The sequence below is a fragment of the Permianibacter aggregans genome, assembly GCF_009756665.1.
GTDB classification, from domain to species: Bacteria; Pseudomonadota; Gammaproteobacteria; order Enterobacterales; family Permianibacteraceae; genus Permianibacter; species Permianibacter aggregans.
In genome coordinates this window covers 2835636-2850560 of sequence record NZ_CP037953.1, presented here as the reverse complement: position 1 = coordinate 2850560, position 14925 = coordinate 2835636, and the positions used below count along the sequence as shown (strand labels likewise).

The following is a 14925-nucleotide window of genomic DNA, read 5'->3' as shown; positions in this document are numbered from 1 at the left end:
AGCAGATTCCGATACTGCCTTAGGTTATTTGACTTGCCAAGAGGCAAAACTCCTGCTTTTGCGCGACATATGCACAAACGGCATGGCGATGCGCGCTTTTCCCATTTGTTGCCCTGCTCTAGCGGCCCTAGCCTGCTCACTACCCGGTCAACGGAACGCTTATTGCTGAGCGTTGCTGTCGTGCGGTACCGGTGCTGTTGAATGAGGTCAGGTCATGGATTATTTCCCGCTGTTTTTGCGCTTGCAGGGCAAGCCTGTGCTATTGGTTGGCGCCGGTGAGGTTGCCCGGCGCAAACTGGTGTTGCTGCGTGCAGCCGGCGCCGTCGTCACCGTGGTCGCTCCCGATCTCTCGGGCATTGCCGCGGAATACGGCGACGATGCCCAGGTGTCGCTGCGGCAACAGGCCTTTGCTCCGGAACAACTGCACGGTAAATGGCTGGTGATCGCGGCCACCAATGACCCGAGCGTCAATGCTGCGGTTGCTCACGCCGCCGAAGCGCAGCAGATCTGGGCCAATGTCGTCGACGACACTGAACAATGCAGCGCCATTGTGCCGGCCATCGTCGACCGCTCACCGGTGGTTATCGCGATCAGTTCCGGTGCAACGGCGCCCGTTTTGGCGCGCCGGATTCGTGCGCAACTGGAAGCCTTGATCGATGAGTCGGTCGGCACGTTGGCGAAACTGGCGCAATGCTGGCGCGAAACCATTAAAACTCGTTTGCCTGATGTCTCCGCACGGCGCCGATTCTGGGATGCGGTGCTCGACAGTCGTTTACCGACCTTGCTCAAAAACCGGCGCCAGCAGGATGCCGAACAATTACTGTCGGACTTGCTCGCGCAAGCCGAAACACCGCAACAACGCGGCCATGTCAGCTTGGTCGGTGCCGGGCCTGGCGATCCGGGTTTGCTGACCTTGAATGCCCAGCGCGCACTGCAGCAAGCCGATGTCATCTTTTATGATCAGTTGGTCAGTCCGGCGGTGTTGGAACTGGCCAGACGCGACGCCGAATTGATCAGCGTTGGCAAAAAAGCCGGCGATCATAAAACCTCGCAAGCCGCGATTAATGCGCTGCTGGTGGAACACGCCAGACAAAACAAGCGCGTGGTGCGTTTGAAAGGCGGCGATCCATTTATTTTTGGTCGTGGTGGCGAAGAACTGGAAGCGCTGGCCGCCGAACATATTTCGTTCGATGTTGTGCCCGGCATCACCGCCGCGATTGCCTGCGCCGCGTATGCCGGTATTCCTTTAACTCATCGTTCACATGCGCAATCGGTGCGTTTCGTCACCGCCCATTGCCAGAATTCCGCTGACACGCTCGATTGGGCAAATTTGGCCCGTGAACAACAAACGCTGGCGTTCTATATGGGCGTCGCGCAATTGGAAACCATTCGCACGAAATTGCTGGAACATGGCGCTGCGCCAACGCTGCCGTTCGCCATGATCGAAAACGGTAGCCGACCGGAACAGCGGGTAATTACCGGTCATTTATCGGAATTGCCGGAACAAGCACGTAAGCATCAAGTGCAATCGCCGGCATTGCTGGTGATCGGCGATGTTGCGAAACTGCATCATCGTTTACAGTGGTTCAATCCTGAAACAGTCCGCTCAGAAAATACGCAACCGGAGCGCAGCGTTGCCTGAAAAATCGCCAATTGTTGGTAGCGAAGTTTTTTATCTTTGTGCGATTCAGAATCGATTAAGTTTTCTTGCTTCATGATGGTACTCGCTGATTTCAGCGCTAGCATTTATTCAGGAAGCAATGATGAAAAAATCGACACAAGCTCTGGTGGCCTTGGCGATTGCCACCACCGTTGGCAGCGTTCAAGCCAGCGACTTCAACTACAATTTTGTTGAAGGCAGCTACAGTAATCTTGACGCCAAAACCGGTGGAATTTCGGCCGATGCCAATGGCTTCGACGTTCGCGGCTCTTATCTGATCCAGCCGAATATTTTTCTGCGTGGCGGCTTCGGCATTTTCGACGGTGACGTCGATGCCTTCGGTTTTGACGGCGATATCGAAATGGATAGCTGGCAAATCGGCGCTGGTTATATTCTGCCCATCAACCGCAAAACTGATGTCTTTTTCGCCATCGATCACGAGGAGCGTGATATCAAGCTGAAATCGCCGTTCAATTTCAAAGACGATGTCGCGGTGAATTCCATCGAGGCCGGCTTGCGCTTCAAACCAATTACGACCGTAGAACTGTTTGCCAGCCTCGGCCACTTCGATGCCGAGGGCGGCGACAATGATCTGGGCTTCAAGCTCGGCGGTATTGCCGAACTGTCGAGCAAAGTCGGGCTCGGCATCAGTTACGAAGAAAGTTTCGATCTGGATACCAGCCGGGTATTCGTGCGCGTCGCGTTTTAATGGCGTTTGATGCTCGACGCCACAAGATACGGTTGAATCCTCGGCAGATAGCCCAATTTATGGGGGTATGACGGAATGAAGCGCTTGCGATAACAGGCGCTTCATACCACAATGGCTTCATAGGTGGTGAGTATGACTTGCCGCCGCATGACGAGGAGAGCTGTATGGAGAATGTGCCTTATCAATTCGACATCAGAATCCAGACCCAATATGTCGAGGATCAGTCCAACCCGGACGACAACCGCTTTGTGTTCGCCTACACGATTCGCATCGAGAACCGTGGCGAACGGGCGGCGCAGCTGGTGTCGCGGCACTGGATCATTACCGACTCGAATGGCGAAACGGTGGAAGTACGCGGTCAGGGGGTAGTCGGTGAACAACCGCTGTTGCGTCCCGGCGAATCGTTTGAATACACCAGTGGCACGGTACTGAACACCCCGCTCGGCAGCATGGAAGGCAGCTATCAAATGCTCGGTGAAGACGGCAACGAATTCGATGCCACCATCCCGCCGTTCAGCCTGGTGGAACCGAGCCGCCTGCATTGATCAGCGATGAATCATGGTTTGATACAAAGGCCGATCTTCGGCCTTTTGTTTTTTTGGTAAAGGACTGAACTGATGGCACGCTACGCAATTGGCGATGTGCAGGGGTGTTATCTGTCATTTCTGGCCATGCTGGAGAAAATCGAGTTCAACGTCGAGCGCGATGAGCTGTGGTTATGCGGCGATTTGGTCAATCGCGGGCCTGGCTCTCTGGAAATGCTGCGCTGGGTTTGGCAACACCGTGAGCAGGTGCGCGCCGTACTTGGCAATCACGACCTGCATTTGCTGGCCGTGGCCTGCGGCCAGAGCAAGCTGCGCAAAGGCGATACCTTGAGTGAATTGCTGGCCGCTGACGACGCCGAACAATTGCTTGGCTATCTGCACGATTTGCCGCTGGCTTATTGTCAGGACGGCTGGTTGATGACCCATGCCGGCATGCCCCCCGGTTGGACCGTTGAACAAACCCTGGCTGAAAGCGCCCGCACACAACGGCACTGGCAACAGCTCGGGGATCAGTTTTTCGCCGAGATGTACGGCAACGAACCAGCGCTATGGCGTGATGATTTGAGCGATATCGATCGCAGTCGCTACACGATCAATGCGCTAACCCGAATGCGCTTTGTCGACGAGCACGGTCGACTCGATATGAAATGCAAAGTCGCGCCAGGGGAGCAACCGCCAGGATTGGTGCCTTGGTATGCCCACCCCGCTTTTGATCCGGATGGCGTCCATATTGTTTTCGGCCATTGGGCCAGCCTGATGGGCCGTTCGACCCATCCACGCGTGTTCGCACTCGACACCGGTTGCGTCTGGGGCCAACAATTGACGGCGCTGCGGCTCGAAGACTGTGAACGGTTCAGCGTTTCCGGATTGCCACCGCAGTGTTAAACTCGGCGCCATCATCCTGGAACGGACCTAAGCCTCATGACAACAAAACTCATGAAAAAAAGCCTGCTTTTCGTTGCTTTGCTGGCCGCCACTGGCGCCCAGGCCGCCGAAGAAAAATTCCGCCGCCCCACACCTCAAGATGCTGAATACCAGAATCGTAGCCAATTTTTGTTCAGCCTCGGCTTGCAGAATGGAGGCGATGTCATTGCCCGTTTACGAGATGTCGACTCCGGCGAAATTGTCGATCAGGCGCGTGCCGGTGGTTATTGGTTCATGGAGTTCGGCGGCGTTATCGCGTTTCCGGATGTGCCCGTTAGTCTGCAGGTCACCGGTGGTTACCTGACGACACAGGTGGTCAGTAACATTGACGAAAGCCGGGTTGATTTCAATCGCTATACCGTTTCGCTGATTCCGTTCTATAACTTTGGTCGCCAACGTATCGGCCTCGGCGCTGTTGCTCATATCGAACCGACTGCTACCTTCAAACCGGACGGCCAGCCGAACGAAGAATGGAAAATGGATGACGCTGTCGCGGCGATTCTGCAGTGGGATGTTCGTTATGACCAGAACATCTCGGTTGGTGCGCGTTATTCATACGTCAAATACGAAATAACGGAGGGTGGTCCGGTTGGTGTTGAAGCCGATGGCCGCGCCTTCGGTGTGCATTTCACCTATTCATTCTAATTCTCCAAGCAAACAAAAAAGGCGAGCCGATGCTCGCCTTTTTTGTCGCCGCGTTTTCGCGCTATTCGATCAAACGCCACTTTTCTTCAGCGGCCTTTTCGTTCACGGTGCGCTGAATGTCAGCGGCCCGCTCATAGGTCACGAAGCTATAGTTGTAGGGGTTTTCGGCATCCGGCGTATGTGACTCGGAGCTGATCTCATTCCATTTGAACTGACGCAAATCCGGGAAATGGGCATCGCCCTGAACATGCAATTGAATGAACGTCAGATACAACCGATCGGCGAGCGGCAGCGCTTGTTCGTAAACGGTAGCACCGCCAATCACCATGATTTCATCGAGCGCATGACCCGCGGCGATTTCCAGCGCCTTCTGCAAATCCGGCGCGACGACGACGCCAGTCGGACGAAAATCGGCTTGCCGGGTAATGACAATATTGACCCGACCCGGCAACGGTTTGCTGCCAATCGACTCGAAGGTTTTGCGGCCCATAACGATGGGCTTGCCAATCGTCAGGCGCTTGAAATGTTTTAGATCAGCCGGCAAATGCCAGGGCATTTTATTGCCTTGACCGATGACTCGATTGGCAGCCATCGCAGCAATCAAGGCGATACGGGGACGTGAATGAACGTCAGCCATGCGGTGTGCTTTCTCCTTTCAACCTAAAAACTGCAGTTGGACGCAGCGCAGCCGATGGCTGAACCTCGAACTGAGCAATAATCATTTCATGTTTACTGCGTTACCTATCATCTGGAGCGGCCAACTGCAGCTTTTAGGTTCACAGGCCGGCATTATAGCGAGCCGATCGTGATCGATTCGACTGTCAAGAATCACGCTGGAACGTCTGCTGCCATTCCAGCTCGGCCATGGTTTTGCGCAGCAGCTGGCCACAGACCAGATCGCAGAGTTCAAAGGTCGCCGGATCGGCCATCCGGTAATAGACGCAGTTGCCGCGTTGCTCGCGCGCCACAATACCGACCTGGGTCAATAACGCCAGATGCTTGGACACGTTAGCCTGACTGGTATCGCTGACCGCGACCAGTTCGCTGACATTGCGCTCGCCTTCTCTTAACGCATTCAGGATTTTCAGCCGGCGCGGCTCGGCCAGCGCCTTGAATACTTCGGCGACACGCACTAAAGCTTGGTCAGTTAAGGCTTGCATCCGTCGTTCTCTGGCAGTTGATGGCAAAAGTATACCGGCCTTGAATTTATAAGTACATAGCTATATAGTTATATTTGAATTCACCTGGAGCCCCTGTTATGTCTTGTCGTGCTGCCGCTTCCTTTTTCTTGCTACTGGCCAGCGGGCTTTGTGTTGCCGCTGAACCGCTCGCTTCGGTCATGGTCAGCCGTTCTGAAGATGTACGTCCAATCAGCCTCGATGGCCGGGTCGAGGCGGAAACCCAGGCGGTGATCGCTGCCCAGACTGGTGGCCGGCTGGTTGAGCGGCTGGTCGAGGCGGGAGACGCAGTGAAAAAAGGACAAGTGTTGCTGCGTATCGATGACCGCGAAAGCCGGCAACTGACCGAGGCCTCGGCCGCCCAGCTGCAAGCCGCCGAAGCGCAACTGGCACTGGCCAAACAGGAACGCGACCGGGCCGCGGCCTTGCTGGAGCGCAAGCTGATTGGCCAGTCGCAATTCGATCAGGCTGACACCCGTTACCGGGCGGCGCTGGCCTCTGTCAACGCGCTACAGGCCTCGCGCCGATTGAGCCAAACCCAACAAAGCTTCACCCAGATCACCGCGCCGTTCGATGGTCTGGTCGCCGACATGCAGGTCAATGTCGGCGATTTGGCGCTACCCGGCAAACCGCTGTTGACCGTTTACAACCCGGCCCGTTTCCGGGTGCTGGCGCCGCTTTCGCTGCAGTTGGTCGAGCGCTGGCAGCGCAGCGAACCGGTTGCGGTTGAACTGACCGATGGTAGCCGCCTGCAGCCAGCAGCAACGACACTGGTGCCGAATACCGACCCGCTGGTGCAGCAAGTGACGCTACGCTTCGAGCTACCTACCTCTACTCCAGCGTTGCTGCCCGGCAGCTTTGTCAAAGTCTGGCTGCCGATCAGCGCCCCGCCACGGCTGTTGGTGCCGGCATCGGCCGTGCTTCGGCGCGGCGAGCTGACCGCCGTTTATGTACTCGATGGCAGCCACACGCCGAGTCTGCGCCAAGTGCGACTTGGTCAACGCTGGGGTGATGACATCGAAATTCTGGCCGGCCTGCTCGACGGTGAACGGGTCGCACTCGATCCACTGGCCGCTGCCCGCCAGCGCGCTGGAGCCCAACCATGAATCCGGCCGCTCTCGGCCTTTCCGGCCGCATCGCCAAAGCCTTTCAGGACAATGCGCTGACACCACTGCTGGCGCTGGTGCTGTTGTTGCTTGGTCTGTTTGCGATGCTGGTGACGCCGCGCGAGGAAGAGCCGCAAATCGACGTGACGATGGCCAATGTCATCGTCGCGCTGCCCGGCGCCAGCGCCGCCGATGTCGAGCAGATGCTGGCGATACCGGCCGAGCAGGTGCTATCGCAGATGGTCGGACTCGAGCATGTCTATGCCGTTTCGCAGCCAGGCGTTGCCATCATCACCGTGCAGTTCAAGGTGGGCGTTGATCGGGAAACGGCGCTGACCCGGCTTTACGATGTCGTCCACTCCAATGCCGACTGGCTGCCGGCCAATCTCGGTGCGCTGCCGCCGATCATCAAGGCCAAGGGCATCGACTCGGTGCCGATTCTGGCGCTGACGCTGCACAGTAACAATGTCGGCACCAGTGCTTATGATTTGGCCCAGGTTGCGCATCTGCTGGAAAACGAATTGAAGCGGGTTGATGGCACCCGTGAAATCTCAACGATCGGTGCGCCGACTCGCGTCGTCGAGGTCCGGCTCGACCCTGCCCGGATGCGTGCCGCCAATCTATCGATTGCCGATTTGCGTTATGCGCTGCTGGCGGCAAATCGGGCGCTGCCGGCTGGTGAACTGGTGCAGGACAATCAGCGCATTCTGATTGAAACCGGACCGTTGCTCGACAGCGCCGATGCGGTTGCGGAAGTTGTCGTCGGCGTTCATCAGGGCCAACCGATCACCTTGGCGCAGGTTGCCGATATCGAACACGGGCCAGCATTGGCTGAGGCCTACGCCTGGCATTGGCAACGCGGCACGGCTGGCGAACAACCGGCCGTTACCGTGCAGATCAGCAAAAAAGCCGGCGCCAATGCTGTTGATGTCAGCGAGAAATTATTGGCGCGCGTTGAACAATTGCAGGGCGTGTTGATTCCGGATGATGTGCAACTGAGTGTCACCCGCAACTACGGCGAAACCGCCAACGACAAAGCCAATACCCTGATCCAGAAATTACTGTTCGCGACCTTGAGTGTTGTCGCACTGGTGTTGTTCGCGCTCGGCCGGCGCGAAGCGGCGATTGTCGGCGTTGCCGTGATGTTGACGCTGACCGCAACGCTGTTCGCCAGTTGGGCCTGGGGTTTCACGCTGAACCGGGTGTCATTGTTTGCGCTGATTTTCTCCATCGGCATTCTGGTCGATGACGCCATTGTCGTCGTCGAAAACATTCACCGCCATCGCCAGCTTGCACCGCAGGATTCATTACTCAGCATCATCCCGCGTGCGGTTGATGAAGTCGGCGGACCAACAATTCTGGCGACATTCACCGTTATTGCCGCGCTGCTGCCGATGGCCTTCGTCAGCGGTTTGATGGGCCCGTATATGGCACCGATTCCGATCAACGCCTCGCTTGGCATGCTGCTGTCACTGGCGATTGCGTTCACGGTGACGCCATGGCTCGCCAATCGCTGGCTGGCAAAAACGGCGGCACATCATGACAGTGGTGGCCAATGGCTGGGCAACTTCATGCGCAGACGTTATCAGCCGCTGCTGAATGCCGAAAAATCTTCACGCAACCGGCGCACGTTGTTCTGGCTGATCGGCCTACTCATTGCGCTGTCGATGGCCTTGCCAGTGGCGCAGGCAGTGATTCTGAAAATGCTGCCGTTCGACAATAAATCCGAACTGCAGTTGATCGTCGACATGGACGATGACAGCGCGCTGGAGCACACGGCCATCGTGTTGCACGAACTGGGTGCGTACCTACAAAACGTGCCGGAAGTGGAAAATTATCAGGCCTATGCTGGCACCTCGGCGCCCATCAACTTCAATGGTTTGATACGTCAATACGATGCCCGGCAAGGCGGCAATGTTGGCGATATCCAGGTCAACCTGAAAGCAAAATCGCAGCGCGATGATCAAAGCCATGAAATTGCCCAGCGCTTATTGCCCGATCTGCAAGCCATTGCAGATCGATTCAATGCCCGGCTGAAACTGGTTGAAGTGCCACCGGGCCCGCCGGTGCTGTCACCGATTGTTGCCGAGGTTTATGGGCCGGATGAAAACGGTCGCGCCGAATTGGCCGGCAAAGTGCGCGAGACATTCGAAAAAGCCGGCAATCTGACCGCGATTGATGACAGCTTGATCACCAGCGCGCCACGCTGGTTGTTGCAGGTCGATCAACGCAAAGCCGCAACGCTCGGTGTCAGTCAGACGGAAATCGCTGCCGCAGTACGCGCGGCCTTGCAGGGAGAGGATGTCAGCTTCGTCCATGATGGCTTGTCGAAATATCCGACACCGATTCGTTTGCGCGTACATCACGAAACGCTGACCGAAATGAACGAGTTGTTGCGTCTGACCCTGACCAGCCGCTACGGCAAACAAGTGCCGCTGTCGGAACTGGTCACTGTGCAGTCGAGCACACGCGAAGCCTGGCGCTATCGCAAAGATGGTCTGCCGGTCAGCTATGTTTATGCTGATGTCAAAGGCAAACCAGACAGCCCGCTTTACGGCATGTTTGGGGTCCGCGAAAACGTGCGCGGTTTGAGCGTTGGCAGTCAGCAAGGAGTTGAAGATTATTTTGTTCAGCAACCCGAGCAACCTTGGAGCGAATACGCGCTGAAATGGGACGGTGAATGGCAGATCACCTACGAGACCTTTCGCGATATGGGTGCTGCTTATGCGGTGGGTCTGTTGCTGATTTATCTGCTGGTTGTCGCCGAGTTTCGCTCCTACCTGACGCCACTGATCATCATGGCACCGATTCCGTTGACGATCATCGGCGTCATGCCTGGTCATGCGCTGCTCGGTGCACCGTTCACCGCAACGTCGATGATCGGCATGATTGCACTCGCCGGCATCATCGTTCGTAACTCGATTCTGTTGGTCGATTTCATTGAGTTGCAGCGACGCGAGGGCGTGGCGTTCAACGAAGCGATCATTCGCTCGGCTGAAACCCGGGCGCAACCAATTTTGCTGACTGCCCTGGCAGCGATGATCGGCGCGCTATTCATTCTTGATGACCCCATTTTCAGTGGCCTTGCCATTTCGCTGATCTTCGGTGTGCTGGTGTCCAGTGTGCTGACGCTGGTGGTCATCCCGTTGCTGTATTACCGCGCTTACCGCGCTCGATGAGAACAGGAGTTTGTTTATGGACAACACGTTTACCGTCAGTCTGAAGCAGCAGGAAAAGTTCGCGTTCAAAGTCAATTGGCAACAGGACTCGTTGGAGCCGTTGCTGACCGATGAACCCAAACCACTGGGCGAAGGCAAAGGACCGAACCCGACCCGAATGCTGGCCGCCGCCGTGGCTAATTGCCTGTCGGCCAGCTTGCTGTTTGCGCTCGGAAAATTTGGCAATGAGTTAACCGGACTGGAAGCCAGTATCGAGGGCACGATAGAGCGCAACGACGACAAGCGCTGGCGTATTGCACTGCTGGAGGTGCAGATCAAACTGCCGCAGGAAATCGCCAAAATCAATTTTGCCGAGCGGGCGCTACAGCAATTCGAATCATTCTGCGTGGTCACCGAAAGCGTGCGCGAAGGGATTCCGGTGCGCCTCAGTGTGCAGGACAGTTCCGGTAAAACCGTTCATCAGTCAGAAAAGTAATGTCATTCATCAGAGAGGTGCAATCATGACGTCCTGGAAAATCGTACGAATCGTTGCTGGCATGTTCATCCTGTTGTCGCTGGCATTGGGTCTGCCACAAAGCCCGCTGTTTCATTCCGCCTATTGGTTGTTATTTACCACCTTTGTCGGCCTGAACCTGTTGCAAAGTGGCTTCACCGGCTGGTGTTTGATGGAAACCATGCTGCGCAAAGCCGGCATTCAATCCGGCTGCTGAGGAGGAAATCATGCGTTACGTAAAAACCACAACAAAATCCGTAGAACAAGCCACAGCCGATCTGGAAGCGGCCGTTGTTCGTCATCAATTTGGTGTGTTGCACGTTCACAATCTGAAGGAAACGATGAAGAAAAAAGGTGTCGAGTTCGACAATGAATGCCGGATTCTGGAAGTCTGCAACCCGCATCAGGCAAAGAAAGTGCTGAACGAAGACATGACCATCAACATGGCGCTTCCCTGTCGCATTTCGGTCTGGGGTGAGCATGGCAAGACCCATATCGGCATGCTGCTACCAACCGACTTGTTGAAATTGTTTTCTGACAGCTCCGCGCTTGCCGACGTTGCCAAAGAAGTCGAGAATGCCACCAAGCAAATGATCGAAGAGGCACTTTGACAACATGTGTGAGTTAACATCATGAGCGAATCCGTCACAGTCGCCTGCCCCCATTGTCTGGCCGGCAATCGTTTTCCGATGGAAAAACTGGAGCAGCAACCTCACTGCGGCAAGTGTCAGCAGCCGTTGTTCACCGCTAACGCGCTGGACGTTGACGAAGCAGCGTTCAGCGCCCACCTGCGCTTGAGTTCGCTGCCGATTGTCGTCGATTTCTGGGCGCCCTGGTGTGGGCCGTGCAAAGCGATGGCGCCGAGCTTCCAGGCCGCCGCGGCGCGCCTGGAGCCGCAGTTTCGGTTATTGAAAGTCAACACCGAAGCGCATCAGCAACTGGCAGCACAATTTCAGATCCAGAGCATTCCAACGATCATGCTGTTTCAGGATGGCCAGCTGATCGCCCGCCAGAGTGGCGCGATGAATACCGGTCAGTTGATGCAGTGGTTGGCCGGGTTGGCGCAGTGAGCCGCCAACCCGCTGCCGGATAAACGATTACGTTCGTTATTTCGTTTTCTCGGAAGCCACTTCGCGTACTACCGGCTCCAGCGATGCCAAACCGTGGCGTTTTCCGGTTTCAATCGCCTGCTCCAGTGATTTGCCCTCGGCGACGGCGTTGAGCGCAAACAGTGCGCCAACGCGATTGCTGCTGGCGCAATGCACCAGCGCTTTGCCGTCACTGTCACTCAACACTGCTTGCAACTGTTTCGCGTGTTCAAAATTAATGTCTGACTTGCCGGCAACCGGAATCGAAATGAAACGCATGCCACGCGCTTCAACTTCTTTTTTTTCATCGAACGGTAGCTGCTCATCGGCACCGCGCAGGCTGACGACCGTGGTGACGCCAGCGGCTTTCAGCTTATCCAAATCGCTGAGGCTGGGCTGGCCGCCGGTATAGATTTGCTCGGTTGGTTGGCCGGCATTGATCATGTCAAACGCGTTATCGGCGGCAACGGCGACGCTGCAGCAACAAGCGATAAACATAAGTTTGATTAAAGTATTCATAAGCTGACTCCTGTTGGCGATGCCGGCCGAAATGGATGTTCAGCCGGCGGCGATAAACTGGTATTTGCTGAGCATCCGGGCCAGATCTTCCATCCGAATCGGTTTTGCCAGATAGTCGTTCATGCCGACCGACAGACAACGCTCTTTATCGCCATCCATCGCATTGGCAGTCATCGCGACAATGACGGTCGACGAGCGGCCTTGCTCCTGTTCCTGGCGACGAATTTCTGCCGTAGCCTGGTAACCGTCTAGCTCTGGCATCTGGCAGTCCATGAAAATGATATCGTAACTATCCTGCATAGTTGCACGTACGGCTTCCGAGCCATCGGCACAGACCTCCACGGCAACATGCATGCGCTCCAGCATTCGGCGCGTAATCACCCGGTTGACTTCATTATCATCGACCACCAAAGCCCGCGTTTTCTCCGATTGGCGTGTTGGCGTTTCCGGCTCAGCCGCTTCCACCGTTACTGACATGCTGGGTTCATTCACAGGCACTGGATCTGGTTTCGGCAATGGTGCTTTGTTGACAATGGCCGACAAAAACGTGACCAATTCGCCCGGTCGTAATGGTCGATTGAGAATCGATACCCGAGGCATCGGTTGTGCTTCCCATTGCAGCCGTGCGCGTGGACTAGCCAACAGCAATACGTGTGAATCATGCCAGTGCTGCAACAAGGTATTCACTGTTTCGCGGTTATCACTGCCCGCCAACATCAGGAACACCTTCGGCGCCTTTAGCCTTTCAATCTGCTCCAGGGTATTGACGCGCTCCAAGGCCACACCGACTTCCAACAAATATTCTGCCGCCACACCGGCCAGCGCTTCCGGCAATTGCCAGCCGGCTACGTAGGGCAACGGCAGATGTTTCAGATCATTCGCTTGCCATTCGCGCGGCTGCAAATGCACTTTGACGATAAAGCAGGAGCCGACCTGTGGTGTGCTGGTCACGGTGATGTCACCGCCCATTTGCCGGGCAATCTGTCTGGAAATACTGAGGCCCAAACCGGTGCCTTTACCAATCCCATCATCGGCTTGGGCAAATGGTTCAAACAGACGCTTTAGTTGTGAATCGCGAATGCCAATGCCAGTGTCCTGCACCTCGATAATCAGTTCCGAGTAATCCTTGCGCAAATGTTGCCAATGAACATTGAGCACGACACTGCCACGATCGGTAAATTTAATAGCGTTCGACACCAGATTGACCAGAATCTGACGTAAACGCTGTGGATCACCAGTCACTTCGGTAACCTCACACAAGCCCAAGCGATAGACCAGGGAAATCCCCTTCTCTTCGACGATCAACGAGAACAGTTCCAGCACCGACTCCAGCAGTTCACGCAGATCAAATGGTTTTTGCTGCAGCACCAGCTTGCCGGCATCGAGCTGCGAAACGTCAAGCAGATCGTTGACCAAACCAAGCAACGACTCCCCGGAATAATTGATCGTACGCAGCAGCTCGCGCTGTTCTGGTGTCAACTGGGTTTTCTGCAGCAATTCGGAAACGCCAATGATGCCGGTCAGTGGCGTACGAAATTCATGACTGATTTGCGCCAGCGCCCGCTCCCTAGCCATGCTGGTGGCATCGAGCATATGACGGCGCACTTTCAATCGGTAAATCAGGAACACCATCAACAGCAAAATGAACAACACGGCACCGACCGACAGGTACAAGTAGTTGCGCTGCTGCTCGACCTGAATCGCCTTCAGTTCGTTTTCCCGGCGCAGCAAATCAATCTGGTTTTCGCGTTCACTCTGTTCCAGCCGGGTCTGAAATTGTCCGAGCCGTTTTGCCAGACTATCCGAGAACACTTTTTCCCGCAGCTGGCTTTCCTGGCGGGCGTAAATCAGCGCCTTGTTCAGATCAACGTTTTCGTAGAAGCGTGACAGCGCAGCAACCACTTCACGCAGCAATTGCGGCTTGCCGGATTCGTGCGCCAGCAGCTCGGCATCCAACAGATGACGTTCTGCCAGTTTCAACTGATTCTGCGCCGACTTTATTTTTGCCAGCTGCACATGGGTTTCGATGATGTCACCGGCATCCTGAACGGTTTGCCAATACACCAGGGCATCGCTGGTCAAGGTGTCAGCGGCCTTGATGTTGCCAAGACCAAAATAGGCTTGTCCAAGCAGACGCGTCAACGAGGCGCGCATGTTCATCGGCAAGTCCGGCGTTTGCTCGGTCACTTCGGTCAATTCATCGACGGCTTTCTGAAATTCCTGTAGCCCGATCAGCGCTTCACTCATGTTGATGCGCACACGGGTAACACTGAGCGGATTGACATCGGGCTCCGCCTGTTGAAGTGCATCAAGAAAAATGCCGAGCGCATCATTGGGCCGATCCATATCGACCAATAGCAAGCCAAGATTATTGCGCGTCGTTAACGTCCGGGTGTGATTACCCAGACTCCGTTCCAGCACCAGCACCTGCTGCAGAAGATCCAGCGCCTCATCATAGTTACCGATTTCACGATTCAGTATGGCGATGGTGTTGAGGCAACGTGCTCGGGCTTTGTCGCTTTTCGCTCGTTCGGCGATATTCAGTGCGTTCTTGGCGACAGAAAACGCGGTTTGATAATTGGACAACACGCCTTCGGCCCAGGCGATGTTGGTTAATACCAGCGCCCGCCATTCGAGCGTCGCTGGCGATTCCGGAAGATGATCGAGAATAGCCAGCGCCGATTGCCCTTGCGTGATCGCTTCATGTGCGTTGGCACTGCGCGAAACCTCGGTGCGCTCGTACAGCTCGATAACCCGGTCAATGCCCGCTTTTGCCATTTCCTGCTGCGCAAAAACGGAGCCACCAACGAACCCCGACAGTCCGCACCAGAGCAACAGCACGCGCATCAGCATAAAAGCTCGGCTCCGGGTCATCAGGG

At 55.8% G+C, this 14925-nt stretch carries 15 protein-coding genes; 11 read left to right on the top strand and 4 right to left on the bottom strand.

The window, feature by feature from the left end; translation table 11 throughout:
• Window positions 1–214 precede the first annotated feature (214 nt).
• From cysG to E2H98_RS12730, 5 genes are all read left to right on the top strand, one after another.
• Entirely contained in the window at window positions 215–1642 is a 1428-nt protein-coding gene (gene cysG, locus E2H98_RS12750; RefSeq protein WP_133588912.1) for a siroheme synthase CysG, read from the top strand.
• 118 nt (window positions 1643–1760) lie between these two features.
• A complete protein-coding gene (locus tag E2H98_RS12745) occupies window positions 1761–2369 on the top strand; it encodes an outer membrane beta-barrel protein (protein ID WP_157591378.1) in 609 nt (202 codons plus the stop codon).
• Window positions 2370–2533: 164 nt separating this feature from the next.
• The gene (gene apaG, locus E2H98_RS12740; protein WP_133588916.1) at window positions 2534–2914 is read left to right on the top strand and encodes a Co2+/Mg2+ efflux protein ApaG; all 381 of its coding nucleotides are present in this window, start codon (window positions 2534–2536) and stop codon (window positions 2912–2914) included.
• A gap of 72 nt (window positions 2915–2986) precedes the next feature.
• A complete protein-coding gene (locus E2H98_RS12735; protein WP_133588918.1) occupies window positions 2987–3799 on the top strand; it encodes a symmetrical bis(5'-nucleosyl)-tetraphosphatase in 813 nt (270 codons plus the stop codon).
• A 36-nt stretch (window positions 3800–3835) separates the two neighbouring features.
• Window positions 3836–4483, top strand: coding sequence for a hypothetical protein (locus E2H98_RS12730; protein WP_133588920.1), 648 nt, complete (start codon window positions 3836–3838; stop codon window positions 4481–4483).
• 61 nt (window positions 4484–4544) lie between these two features.
• Here the strand turns inward: E2H98_RS12730 and folA are convergent, their stop codons facing one another.
• The gene (folA, locus tag E2H98_RS12725) at window positions 4545–5120 is read right to left on the bottom strand and encodes a type 3 dihydrofolate reductase (RefSeq protein WP_133588922.1); all 576 of its coding nucleotides are present in this window, start codon (window positions 5118–5120) and stop codon (window positions 4545–4547) included.
• Window positions 5121–5304: 184 nt separating this feature from the next.
• Window positions 5305–5643, bottom strand: a complete 339-nt coding sequence (locus E2H98_RS12720) for an ArsR/SmtB family transcription factor (protein ID WP_133588924.1) — start codon at window positions 5641–5643, stop codon at window positions 5305–5307.
• Between the two features lie 98 nt (window positions 5644–5741).
• Here E2H98_RS12720 and E2H98_RS12715 point away from each other — a divergent pair, with 98 nt between their 5' ends.
• The 6 genes from E2H98_RS12715 to trxC are packed head-to-tail and all read left to right on the top strand — an operon-like array spanning window position 5742 to window position 11509.
• Entirely contained in the window at window positions 5742–6767 is a 1026-nt protein-coding gene (locus E2H98_RS12715) for an efflux RND transporter periplasmic adaptor subunit (protein WP_133588926.1), read from the top strand.
• The gene (locus E2H98_RS12710; RefSeq protein ID WP_133588928.1) at window positions 6764–9946 is read left to right on the top strand and encodes an efflux RND transporter permease subunit; all 3183 of its coding nucleotides are present in this window, start codon (window positions 6764–6766) and stop codon (window positions 9944–9946) included. Before E2H98_RS12715 ends, E2H98_RS12710 begins: the two co-directional genes overlap by 4 nt.
• 16 nt (window positions 9947–9962) lie before the next feature.
• Entirely contained in the window at window positions 9963–10421 is a 459-nt protein-coding gene (locus tag E2H98_RS12705; protein ID WP_133588930.1) for an OsmC family protein, read from the top strand.
• Window positions 10422–10446: 25 nt separating this feature from the next.
• The gene (locus E2H98_RS12700) at window positions 10447–10656 is read left to right on the top strand and encodes a YgaP family membrane protein (RefSeq protein ID WP_133588932.1); all 210 of its coding nucleotides are present in this window, start codon (window positions 10447–10449) and stop codon (window positions 10654–10656) included.
• Between the two features lie 10 nt (window positions 10657–10666).
• A complete protein-coding gene (locus E2H98_RS12695; RefSeq protein ID WP_133588934.1) occupies window positions 10667–11050 on the top strand; it encodes a DUF302 domain-containing protein in 384 nt (127 codons plus the stop codon).
• Window positions 11051–11071: 21 nt separating this feature from the next.
• Window positions 11072–11509: a thioredoxin TrxC gene (trxC, locus tag E2H98_RS12690; RefSeq protein ID WP_133588936.1), complete on the top strand. Its 438-nt coding sequence runs from the start codon at window positions 11072–11074 to the stop codon at window positions 11507–11509.
• A 36-nt stretch (window positions 11510–11545) separates the two neighbouring features.
• Here trxC and E2H98_RS12685 read toward each other — a convergent pair whose 3' ends face one another.
• Both E2H98_RS12685 and E2H98_RS12680 read right to left on the bottom strand, forming a co-directional pair.
• Entirely contained in the window at window positions 11546–12046 is a 501-nt protein-coding gene (locus tag E2H98_RS12685) for a fused DSP-PTPase phosphatase/NAD kinase-like protein (RefSeq protein ID WP_133588938.1), read from the bottom strand.
• A 39-nt stretch (window positions 12047–12085) separates the two neighbouring features.
• Window positions 12086–14920 (bottom strand): ATP-binding protein, encoded by a 2835-nt coding sequence (locus E2H98_RS12680; RefSeq protein ID WP_133588940.1) that lies wholly within the window; start codon window positions 14918–14920, stop codon window positions 12086–12088.
• Window positions 14921–14925 lie beyond the last annotated feature (5 nt).

Bases quoted from the DNA above. Each gene is read 5' to 3' on its own strand.
- cysG (WP_133588912.1), top strand. From the start codon at position 215: ATGGATTATTTCCCGCTGTTTTTGCGCTTGCAGGGCAAGCCTGTGCTA.
- E2H98_RS12745 (WP_157591378.1), top strand. From the start codon at position 1,761: ATGATGAAAAAATCGACACAAGCTCTGGTGGCCTTGGCGATTGCCACC.
- apaG (WP_133588916.1), top strand. From the start codon at position 2,534: ATGGAGAATGTGCCTTATCAATTCGACATCAGAATCCAGACCCAATAT.
- E2H98_RS12735 (WP_133588918.1), top strand. From the start codon at position 2,987: ATGGCACGCTACGCAATTGGCGATGTGCAGGGGTGTTATCTGTCATTT.
- E2H98_RS12730 (WP_133588920.1), top strand. From the start codon at position 3,836: ATGACAACAAAACTCATGAAAAAAAGCCTGCTTTTCGTTGCTTTGCTG.
- folA (WP_133588922.1), bottom strand. From the start codon at position 5,120: ATGGCTGACGTTCATTCACGTCCCCGTATCGCCTTGATTGCTGCGATG.
- E2H98_RS12720 (WP_133588924.1), bottom strand. From the start codon at position 5,643: ATGCAAGCCTTAACTGACCAAGCTTTAGTGCGTGTCGCCGAAGTATTC.
- E2H98_RS12715 (WP_133588926.1), top strand. From the start codon at position 5,742: ATGTCTTGTCGTGCTGCCGCTTCCTTTTTCTTGCTACTGGCCAGCGGG.
- E2H98_RS12710 (WP_133588928.1), top strand. From the start codon at position 6,764: ATGAATCCGGCCGCTCTCGGCCTTTCCGGCCGCATCGCCAAAGCCTTT.
- E2H98_RS12705 (WP_133588930.1), top strand. From the start codon at position 9,963: ATGGACAACACGTTTACCGTCAGTCTGAAGCAGCAGGAAAAGTTCGCG.
- E2H98_RS12700 (WP_133588932.1), top strand. From the start codon at position 10,447: ATGACGTCCTGGAAAATCGTACGAATCGTTGCTGGCATGTTCATCCTG.
- E2H98_RS12695 (WP_133588934.1), top strand. From the start codon at position 10,667: ATGCGTTACGTAAAAACCACAACAAAATCCGTAGAACAAGCCACAGCC.
- trxC (WP_133588936.1), top strand. From the start codon at position 11,072: ATGAGCGAATCCGTCACAGTCGCCTGCCCCCATTGTCTGGCCGGCAAT.
- E2H98_RS12685 (WP_133588938.1), bottom strand. From the start codon at position 12,046: ATGAATACTTTAATCAAACTTATGTTTATCGCTTGTTGCTGCAGCGTC.
- E2H98_RS12680 (WP_133588940.1), bottom strand. From the start codon at position 14,920: ATGACCCGGAGCCGAGCTTTTATGCTGATGCGCGTGCTGTTGCTCTGG.